The 6,532-nt window shown below is 54.4% G+C and carries 6 protein-coding genes; 4 read left to right on the top strand and 2 right to left on the bottom strand.

Going from position 1 to position 6,532, the window contains the following annotated elements:
- Nucleotides 1-42: 42 nt before the first annotated feature.
- On the bottom strand, nucleotides 43-1,761 hold the full coding sequence (locus ACRDT3_RS16470; protein WP_431494015.1) for a LysM peptidoglycan-binding domain-containing protein: 1,719 nt from the start codon (nucleotides 1,759-1,761) through the stop codon (nucleotides 43-45).
- A 206-nt stretch (nucleotides 1,762-1,967) separates the two neighbouring features.
- On the opposite strand from ACRDT3_RS16470, the gene ACRDT3_RS16465 reads away from it, so the two are divergent.
- Nucleotides 1,968-2,321, top strand: a complete 354-nt coding sequence (locus ACRDT3_RS16465) for an Rv2175c family DNA-binding protein (RefSeq protein ID WP_431494014.1) — start codon at nucleotides 1,968-1,970, stop codon at nucleotides 2,319-2,321.
- Nucleotides 2,322-2,421: 100 nt separating this feature from the next.
- Here ACRDT3_RS16465 and ACRDT3_RS16460 read toward each other — a convergent pair whose 3' ends face one another.
- Nucleotides 2,422-3,528, bottom strand: a complete 1,107-nt coding sequence (locus tag ACRDT3_RS16460; RefSeq protein ID WP_431494013.1) for a polyprenyl synthetase family protein — start codon at nucleotides 3,526-3,528, stop codon at nucleotides 2,422-2,424.
- Between the two features lie 161 nt (nucleotides 3,529-3,689).
- On the opposite strand from ACRDT3_RS16460, the gene dinB reads away from it, so the two are divergent.
- From dinB to mraZ, 3 genes are all read left to right on the top strand, one after another.
- Nucleotides 3,690-4,856 (top strand): DNA polymerase IV, encoded by a 1,167-nt coding sequence (gene dinB, locus ACRDT3_RS16455; RefSeq protein WP_431494012.1) that lies wholly within the window; start codon nucleotides 3,690-3,692, stop codon nucleotides 4,854-4,856.
- A gap of 182 nt (nucleotides 4,857-5,038) precedes the next feature.
- Nucleotides 5,039-5,422: a DUF3040 domain-containing protein gene (locus ACRDT3_RS16450; RefSeq protein ID WP_431494011.1), complete on the top strand. Its 384-nt coding sequence runs from the start codon at nucleotides 5,039-5,041 to the stop codon at nucleotides 5,420-5,422.
- A 528-nt stretch (nucleotides 5,423-5,950) separates the two neighbouring features.
- Entirely contained in the window at nucleotides 5,951-6,364 is a 414-nt protein-coding gene (mraZ, locus tag ACRDT3_RS16445) for a division/cell wall cluster transcriptional repressor MraZ (protein WP_431494010.1), read from the top strand.
- Nucleotides 6,365-6,532 lie beyond the last annotated feature (168 nt).

The following is a 6,532-nucleotide window of genomic DNA, read 5'->3' as shown; positions in this document are numbered from 1 at the left end:
GCGTCAAACACATTGTGTTTGACGCGCCTCTCCTTTAGCTGTTTAGCGGTAATTCTTCATATGAGCCTTGATGCTGGCTACATAATGCTTGGTGTCTTCGTACATGCCGTTGTTGCGAACTCCGGCCAGCCCCTGGTAGTACGAGGCGATTGCGTCGTCCAGGTTGTCGGTGTTGTCCAAGTTGTAGGCAATAACTGCGACGCCAGCGACAACGTTATCGCGTGGGTTCAGGACGTTCAGGTCCTGGCCAATGACCGATGCAATCCAGTCACCGGTGCTTGGCAGTACCTGCATCGCGCCAACGGCGTTAGCAGGGGAGACTGCACGCATGTTGAAGCCAGACTCCTGGTAAGCGTGAGCCATTGCCAGAGCAGGGTCAACGCCCATGCTCTTGGCAGTGGAACGGATCAGGGCCTGCATCTCGCTGCGGCTCGGGACACTGATCGAGTCAAGGTAATCCTTGTTCGAGTTAGCATCGCGCACCACATGATCTTCATAGGTACGACCGGCGAAGGTGTTGCCGATCTTCTGCTTCTTCACCTGCCCCGACGGTGCCACCGAGGAGCCCGAAACCTTCAGCTTTGCGCCGATCTTCAGAGGAGTGCTGGAGCTGTACTCGGGGTTCAAGTCGAGCAGGGAAGCCAGCTTCATGTCGTGGCTGGTAGCGATGCCACTGAGGGTATCGCCGGACTTGACGGTGTAGGTCGAAGTCTTGGCCTTGGCCTTGGGCGCAGCAGTGCTCTTCGGCGAGGAGCTCGACGACGAGCCGCCCGAAACCTTGATCTTGCTGCCTGGGAAGATCGGTTTGCTGGCCGAGATGTCATTGATCTTCAACAAATCGGACAAGCTCATGCCGTGCTTAGCCGCGATGCCGCTGAGCGTGTCACCGGACTTGACGGTGTAGCTTGACGAAGCTGAAGAGGAGGACTTCTTCGGGGTGGACTTCGACGAAGAGCCGGAGGACGAAGAGCCCTTGACCTTGATCTTGTCGCCCGGGAAAATCACCTTGCTGGCCGAAATATCGTTCTTGCTCAGGAGCGAAGACAAGCTCATGTTGTGCTTGATGGCGATGCTTCCGAGGGTGTCACCGCTCTTTACGGTGTAGGTCGAAGAACCCGAGGAAGAAGAGGACTTCTTCGAATGCGTTGTACTGCTGGAGCTCGACGACGAACCCTTGACCGTCAGCTTGTTGCCAGGGAAGATCACCTTGCTTGCCGAGATGTCATTCTTGCTCAGCAGATCAGACAAGCTCATATCGTGCTTGCTCGCAATGCCGCTGAGGGTGTCACCGTTCTTGACGGTGTAACTGGTGGTGCTCGACGATGATGAGCTCGAGGACTTGCCCTTGGAGCTGCTCTTTGAAGCATGACCGGAGACCTTGAGGGACTTGCCGGCAATGATTGAATCGTTCTTAAGATTATTGAGCTTCTTCAGCTCAGATACCGTTGTGTCATATTCCCGAGCGATGCTCCATAGGGACGCGCCTGCCGGGATCTTGATTTCGGAAACATCTCGTTTAGCTGGCAAGCCCAGCGTAGATACACGTGAAGCAATCAGGTGGGCCTTGATCTGGTCTTCAGCTACCTTGATGGTTTCTGGAGTTACCGCCTTGGCAAAGCTTCCTGAGGTGTTAGGAACAGTCGTCGGTGCTGCCTGCGCCGCGGGAGCTAAGGCGAGGCTACCGATGACCGCAGCGGGAATGGCCGCGCCTGCTACAACGCCTAACGCATGCTTGGAAGCATGTTTGGATTCGTGGGGCATGGAGTCAATCCTCATTTATACGGTGAAAATAACGGGCTTTGCTCCGCAGGTAACAAAGGGAAAATCGTTCCTCATGTTGTCTGTGATGCAATTGTTATCAAAGTGATACAAGAAAATTTACACTACTACTGTGACTCATGGGAACTGCTGAGGTGAGTTTCATCCAAATTTCTGCGCGGATCAGGAATTTGTGGGAACCTTAAGGGGTGAAGGAAACCGTAGATCTCGTCGGCCAGTGGCTGACCCTGCCCGATGTGGCTGAAGAATTAGATGTAGATATTCGCCGCGTGCACCGACTGCTGGACGAGCGTGCCATTGTTTCGTTGAGAATTGGCGCTCGCAATGTCCGTTCGATCCCCGCAGATTTTCTCCAAGACGGTGTGGTGGTGGAAAGCCTGAAGGGTACCCTTTCGGTACTTTTGGATTCCGGCTTCTCCGATGAAGAATCGATTATTTGGTTGTTCACTGAGGATGAATCGCTGCCCGGCACTCCAATGAACGCTTTGCGTACAGGACGTAAAACAGAAATTCGTCGCAGGGCGCAGGCCCTGGGCTGGTAAGGGCCCGAGAGAACTAGCGTCTGTAATATCAAAAGGTCTCAACCGTAATCCATGTCATGTGGATGGTTGAGACCTTTTGTTATGTTTTAGTAACGACTCGCTATTTACTTCTCTTTGTCACTGCGTCACTGAGCTGCTGCAGTCCCGCTAGGGCGAGGGGCGTGACTTGCAATGCGTTCAGGGCGAGATCTGATTGGGTAGTCAATGCGCTAATGCTCTGCTCGGTTGTTGCCAAGGCGCCGCTATCGCGCAGAATATTGCTTAACCGCCGCACTTCTTCTTGGCTGAGATCCACAGCACCGAGGCGACTCTGGATGAAGTCTTGTTCTTCGGAGCTTGATAGCAAGAGGGCGTGGGCAATTAATTCGGTGCGCTTACCTTCTAGTAGATCGCCGCCGGTTGGCTTCCCGGTAACTTCTGGATCGCCAAATACACCCAGAACATCGTCGCGTAGCTGGAATGCTTCGCCCAGAGGAAGGGCGAATGCAGAGTAGTGCTCCATTAGCCCTTCGCTGGCCCCGGCAAGTGCGCCACCGAGCAAGAAAGGATTTTCGGTGGAGTACTTCGCGGACTTGAAGCGCACAATAGTGCGTGCGCGCTTGACCGCTTCCTTTGGATCGTAGGCAGGCCCGGCAGACTCTTCCAGCACATCAAGGTACTGTCCGGCCATCACCTGGGTGCGCATTTGATTGAAGATAGTTCGTGCCCGCTCGGTGAGTGAAGCAATCCCCGAGAAAACTTCCTCGCTCAATGACAGGCATAGGTCGCCAGTCAGGATTGCGCTGGCCATGCCGTAGTTCGTTGCGCTACCCGAAAGTCCTAGTTGCTGGTGCTGGGCCTCGAAGCGCTTGTGGACGCTTGGCTGACCGCGTCGGGTATCTGAATTGTCGATGATGTCATCGTGAATCAGCGCGGCTCCTTGGAAGAGCTCCAAGGCGACCCCGAGTCGGACGATGTCGCGTTCATCGGCCTGGCCGCCTGCGCCGAGGTAACCCCAGAATGCGAACAGGGCACGAAGCCGTTTGCCTCCACGGGTCAATGACGTGATCGCATTGACGATTTCGACGGCGCTGGTGGTGATCTGACCAACTTCATCGCTTTTCGCCGCCAGGAATTCCTCCAATAGCTGAGCAACGTCAGAAGTGTAGGTACGGCTCAAGCTCTGGGCTTCAGTGTTGAGGGCCGGCACGGAATCAGGCATCGACATGCAAAATCATTTCTACGGGTAATCAACTAGTGGCTAGCAACAACTCTACCGGTGTTTTCCGGCTGAAGAAGTAGGCACTCCTATATGCGGGGTGCGAACAGAATCCGAATATACATTCGAGTAAGCTGGTGGTGCAGCCGTACGAGGGGAGAGGAGTTGAAATGACGGATCGTGCAATCTTGCATGTCGACATGGACGCCTTCTTCGTTTCGGTGGAACTGCGGGACCGCCCTGACCTGGTGGGCAAGCCAGTGATTGTCGGCCATCCCTCAGGGCGCAGCGTCGTGCTCTCTGCCTCCTACGATTGCCGCGCTCGCGGGATCCATTCGGCCATGCCGATGAGCCAAGCCATTCCGCTGCTACCGGAAGCTACCGTTATCGAGCCGAGCCATCACAAGTACTCGGAGGCCTCGGCCCGGATCATGGAGTACTTCCACACTTTGACGCCGCTAGTTGAACAAGTCAGCGTTGACGAAGCTTTCCTGGACGTTACCGGGAGCATGCGCATGCTTGGCGGACCGGTGCAGATCGCTCAGGAAATCCGCGCATATATTCGTAAAGAAATGGGACTGCCGGCCAGCGTGGGTATTGCAAGGAATAAATTCGTTGCAAAACTCGCCTCGACGTATTCCAAGCCTGACGGCATGGCTGTAGTTGCACCCGAGCGAACCGAGGAATTCCTGCACGAATTACCAGTGTCGAAAATGTGGGGCGTGGGAAAGAGTACCGCGAATCAGCTCCACTCCTTGGGCATTGAGACCGTGGGGCAGCTGGCTGGAGAGCCAGAAGCAAGATTGATTAGCCGATTGGGGGAACACGGACGCTCATTGCATCTGCTCTCCAGGGGGATAGATAACCGCCCAGTGGAGGTTAGCCGGGATGAGAAGAGCATTTCTACCGAACATACCTTCGCTGTGGATATCACCGATCACCAGGAGCTTGAGGGTGAACTTTTGCGGCTAAGCCATAAGGTCGGACAGCGGCTGCGGCAGCAGGGCAAGTCAGCCAACGGCGTCGGGCTGAAGATCAAATACAAGGACTTTTCTGGAATCACGCGTTCGAAGGCGCTCGCCGCGGCAACAGATTCATCAACGAAAATCTGCGAGTCCGCGCTGGCCCTTCTGCGAAAATTGACTCCGTTGGCTCAACCAGTCCGGCTTATCGGCGTGAAAGCTGAAAGATTGCAAGATTACGAGTTGGGTCTGCAATTTAGCTTGGACCCCCGCGAGGAGAAAGCCCGCGAAGCAGAACGCATTGCTGACCAGATAGGACAGAGGTTTCCGCAGTCCATCGTGACCCCAGCGCGTTTTCTGCGGCCCAAGGAATAAACACATTCTGTGTAGAACGTATGGATATCTGGACAGTGGGGAAGATCAACTAGCAGGGCGAGTGCAAAAGAGTCTATCCTTGAAGTAAGTTCAATTGAATCCGGGGAACTATTCCCATCGACGCGACGTTGAACTTGAAGACGGTGGATGACCGTCGAGATTGCCTTTGGAAGGAGAAGACGATGCCGCTATCGGAACACGAGCAGCGTTTGTTGGAGCAGTTGGAAAAGCAGCTGCATGAAGACCGTCGCTTCGCTTCCAGCATGAAAGGTCCAGCGGGCACGGGACGTTTGTCGACCCGCAATATCGCTCTGGGCATTTTGCTGGTAATCGTTGGCCTTGCGGGACTTATCTTTGGAATCTCGCAGCACATCATCATCGTCGGCGTTCTCGGCTTCGCGGTGATGTTCGCGGGCGTGCTGCTTGCCCTGACTAAATCGGCTACGGGAAAAATTGGTCCCTCCACTGGGGCAGGATCAGCGTCTGCATCCAAGAATAATTCGCAGTTCCTTTCAGGCCTAGAGGAAAAATGGAACCAGCGGAAGCGTGATCAGTCCGATAACTGATCTCCATAGATATTGAGGTGTGACCCTTGGGGTTGCACCTCTTTTTCGTTTAAGCCCCGTTTGCTGATGTTGCGGCAACCGCAGCGCTACTCATGCCTTGTGCAAGAGATCCGCTCAATTCGGGAACTCGGCTGTCCAGGCTATTCGGTTTGCCCGGCAGATGGCAATGCAACTTTTCGAGTGATCTTGGATTCTCTGCAGATTCCAAGGTTCACTTCCGCCCCACCGTCCAGGACAACCCCCACTTTCCTCCCCAAGCTCCTCCACGATCCACCACTGCGCCAAAAAATAGCTATATTCCGCGGATTTTGCGTGCAAAATCTCTGAAATATATAGGAGTACGCTATTGGTCGATCCGTATCCCTCCACCTGAACGTAGGCTGAGCATCCGCTAGATTCAGGTGTTTTTTAAGTCCAGACCCTCGCGAAACCACTGAAATTGCATTGACAGTGGAGGGTTGTGGAGTAAAGTGGAGGCAAGTAGAGAAGAATGGGTCTTCTGGCCACTTCACGGGAAAGGTGGTGTGCATGTTCTTAGGAACTTACACACCGCGTCTTGATGAAAAAGGTCGGTTGATTCTTCCAGCTAAATATCGTGATGAGCTGTCCTATGGGCTGGTTCTCACTCGGGGTCAAGAGCGTTGCATCTACGTTTTTAGCCAGCGGGAATTTGAGAAGCAGCACGAGCAACTGGCGCAGGCATCTTTGACCTCTCGACGAGCACGCGACTATGCGCGTGTGTTCCTCTCAGGGGCCTCAGATGAAGTTCCAGACAAGCAAGGGCGCGTAACGATTCCGCAAGTGCTGCGCACTTACGGAGGCCTGGATCGGGAAGTCACAGTGATCGGTGCGGGTAACCGCATTGAAATCTGGGATTCAACCGCATGGCAGCAGTACCTGGATGAACAAGAGGACATGTTCTCCGATACTGACGAAGACTAGGGCCTTTGGGCGCTAGCTCGACAAAACACCGCGTTTGTTGAGATGAGATCTCCAGCCACCATGGGGTAGAAGATCGTCTGGCTTCACTTCCCCGGAGCCAGAAGGTTGGATCGCCACTTGGTTGGAGGGGGATCTGATCTCAACAGCAGATCGAAAGCGAAAGGGGGC

Source organism: Glutamicibacter sp. (assembly GCF_050701915.1).
In the GTDB taxonomy this organism is placed as follows: Bacteria; Actinomycetota; Actinomycetes; order Actinomycetales; family Micrococcaceae; genus Glutamicibacter.
Note: the sequence above shows the minus strand (reverse complement) of the source record. Positions and strands in the feature narration are given on the sequence as shown.

Coding starts and splice junctions, on each gene's coding strand:
- ACRDT3_RS16460 (WP_431494013.1), bottom strand. CDS start 3,528: ATGTCGATGCCTGATTCCGTGCCGGCCCTCAACACTGAAGCCCAGAGC.
- dinB (WP_431494012.1), top strand. CDS start 3,690: ATGACGGATCGTGCAATCTTGCATGTCGACATGGACGCCTTCTTCGTT.
- ACRDT3_RS16470 (WP_431494015.1), bottom strand. CDS start 1,761: ATGCCCCACGAATCCAAACATGCTTCCAAGCATGCGTTAGGCGTTGTA.
- mraZ (WP_431494010.1), top strand. CDS start 5,951: ATGTTCTTAGGAACTTACACACCGCGTCTTGATGAAAAAGGTCGGTTG.
- ACRDT3_RS16450 (WP_431494011.1), top strand. CDS start 5,039: ATGCCGCTATCGGAACACGAGCAGCGTTTGTTGGAGCAGTTGGAAAAG.